This window comes from Longimicrobiales bacterium, from assembly GCA_035764935.1.
Lineage (GTDB): Bacteria > Gemmatimonadota > Gemmatimonadetes > Longimicrobiales > RSA9 > DASTYK01.
The window spans coordinates 1-2,639 of record DASTYK010000062.1; the positions used below are offsets into that span (position 1 = coordinate 1).

The 2,639-nt window shown below is 67.2% G+C and carries 3 protein-coding genes; 1 reads left to right on the forward strand and 2 read right to left on the reverse strand.

Translation table 11 applies throughout. From position 1 onward, the window contains the following. Positions 1–826 (reverse strand): hypothetical protein (locus VFU06_04840; GenBank protein HEU5208719.1); only part of this gene is annotated, 826 nt, incomplete at its 3' end. 146 nt (positions 827–972) lie between these two features. Continuing rightward, on the reverse strand, positions 973–2,169 hold the full coding sequence (locus tag VFU06_04845; GenBank protein HEU5208720.1) for a glycosyltransferase: 1,197 nt from the start codon (positions 2,167–2,169) through the stop codon (positions 973–975). Between the two features lie 15 nt (positions 2,170–2,184). Here VFU06_04845 and VFU06_04850 point away from each other — a divergent pair. Further along, positions 2,185–2,639 (forward strand): hypothetical protein (locus VFU06_04850; protein ID HEU5208721.1); only part of this gene is annotated, 455 nt, incomplete at its 3' end.

Here is a 2,639-nt window from a genome sequence, read left to right on the forward strand (position 1 = left end):
TGAGGAGGTCGGGAGCGGTGGCCTTGAGGCTGACGCTCATGACGAATGAACCAGCAACTGGATCCAGCTGTCGCTGCGCGGCGAATGCCGGACGCGCGTCGGTCTCAGTCGAATAAATACTGCGTTGCTGCTGAGTGCTTAATGCAACATTGAACAGTGCATCATTCGGGTGCGCTTTCGGCGAGTTGCCAAAAAGGAGCGGCCGACTCTGATATATGAAGTTGGCGATATCACCTACCGCCTCTGGCTTGAGATGGAATGCAACGCCGCGTACCGGTCGACTAGCGGAGTCGAGCTCTGCAAGAACGCTGAAGACGGTAGGAGAGCGTCCGTCGGAAACGACGAACCAGGCTCCGCTCCACCGCCCTGACAATCTTGCGAACGGTTGAGACTCGACACCTTGCCAGAACTGGTCGTAATCGCTCTCCGCCAGAACGGACGAGCTGACAACAGTCCTGTTCTCGGCATCGAAGTAGAGCCGAGCGAGGACCTCCTCGCCATCGAGGCACCTGCAGAGCGCGGTATCCGGAAGAATCGTGGTCAACGTGCCGGGTGTGAGAGCACTCGCGTCATCAATCAGGGCGCCGCCCTTGATTGCGACCCACACACCCGTGATCCCGTTGATCAAATTCGGCTGGAACTCGTTGAGCCACTGGTCGGCGGCGAGCTCGGTGTAGTCGCGCAGCGCTGCTTCGGCGGCCTCACGGTGCTGCCGGTCCGCGTCCTGCGCCTGGTAGGCGAGGACGGCAGTCAGCAGAAACGTGAGGACGAGGAGCCCCACGACGAGCGGTAGGTACGCCCGATGGGAGCCCAGCCGCTTGAGCATCGCTTTCCACACCGTAGGACCGCCTCCTGCCCGTAAGCGCTCAACGCCCGACGTCGAGACTTCGTCGTCGGGCACGGACTTCGTCGCGCCTGGCAGGGACGGACGTTGTAGATGTGCCGGAAATCTACCCCCGCGCGCGATGCGGCTCAAGAGTCGGCTGTGTCGGGTGCGCGAACTCCGCCGCTCCCATCGACTTGGTAGGTCCGGCCCTTCCAGCCCACGGACCCGCCCCGGGCGGCCGACCGCAGGAACAGGAGTCCGGCAGCGAGCCCGCCCACGGGAAACATCAACGCGTTCAGGACCGGGACCCGCATCCGCGCATACCCGATGAGCCAGAACACGGCCGAGGCTCCCGTGGCCAGTGAGGCCCACGGGATGAGGCCGCTGTCCACCACCCCGAGGAAGGCAAGCCCCAGCACCAGGGGCGGGACCACCCAGAGCAGGATGAGCAGCAGCCCGGCGGCCCACGGCAGAATCGGGCGCAGCCATTCGTCGACCGTGTTGCGGCTGCCCATGGCGAGGTTCTTGGACCACCCCTCCACGATCGCGGACAGCGAGCTGTACATCCGCGTCTCCATCAGCCGGTCGGCGCGTGCGATCCAGATGCGACGTCCCGTCTCGACGGCCCGCTGTGCCAGCCGCAGATCCTCGACCACCTCGCCTTTGACGCCGCGATGGCCGTCCAGTGCCTCGTAGTCGGTGCGTGGAAACAGCAGGAACTGGCCGTTGGCGATGACGTCGCGGGGGTTGCGGGCGCGGTTCACGCGCTCCAGGTCGCGGAAGCGCGTGTAGATCAGCAGAAAGATGTGCGGCAGGACCGTACGCTCCCAGAAGCCGTGCATGAGCTGCCTCGGCGCGACGCTGACGAGGGAGGCGCCGGTGTCGCGCAGCGCGCCCAGGGCGTGGGCGAGCAGGGCCTCGTCGTGGCGCGTGTCCGCATCGGTGAAGAGCAGCACGTCGCCGCGCGCAGCCTGGTAGCCCTGCCAGCACGCCCAGCACTTGCCGACCCACCCCTCCGGCAGCGGCGCCGACTCGACCAGTCGCACCATCCCTCCGCCACGCTCGGCGAGGATCCGGGCGATGTCGCCGGTGCCGTCCGTGCTGTGGTCGTCGACCACGATGATCTCGCGCCGTGCGTAGCTCGAGTCGAGCAGCGTCGCGACGCAGGTCCCGATGTTCTCGGCCTCGTTGCGGGCCGGCACGATGATGGACACCAGCGGACCATCGGCATCATCGCGGGGAGCGACGTCCTCCAGGCGCGGCCGGTTCCGCACGATCAGCGGCAGTACGATCGCGATCGCGAGCCAGGGCAGTGCGGCGACGACGTCGAGCAGCGAGAACACGGGTCAGCGCCTCGCTTGCCGGCCGCGCGACGCGCGCTCTACCTTGCGCGCGTGAACTGGGAAACCTGGCGCGCAGAGTTCCCGATCCTCGCGCAGACGAACTACCTCAACTCCTGCTCGCTCGGCGCGCTGTCGCGCCGCGCAGAGACGCGCATCGCGCAGTTCCACCACGAGTGGCACACACTCGGCGCGTCCGCCTGGTACGAGATCTGGCTCGGCCGGCTGGCCGAGCTGCGCGGGCGCGTCGCACGCATGCTGAACGCGACGGAGCAGGAGATCGCGCTGGCGGCGAGCGTATCCGCCGCGCTCACCGTGATCGGCTCGGCGCTCGATTACAGCAGGCGCCCGCGTGTGGTGCTCGGCGCGCTCGACTTCCCTACCCTGGCGTACCAGTGGCTCGCGCGCCGCGACGTCGAGGTCGTGATTCTGGAGAGCGACGACGGCGCGACGATCGACCCGCAGCGCTTCGC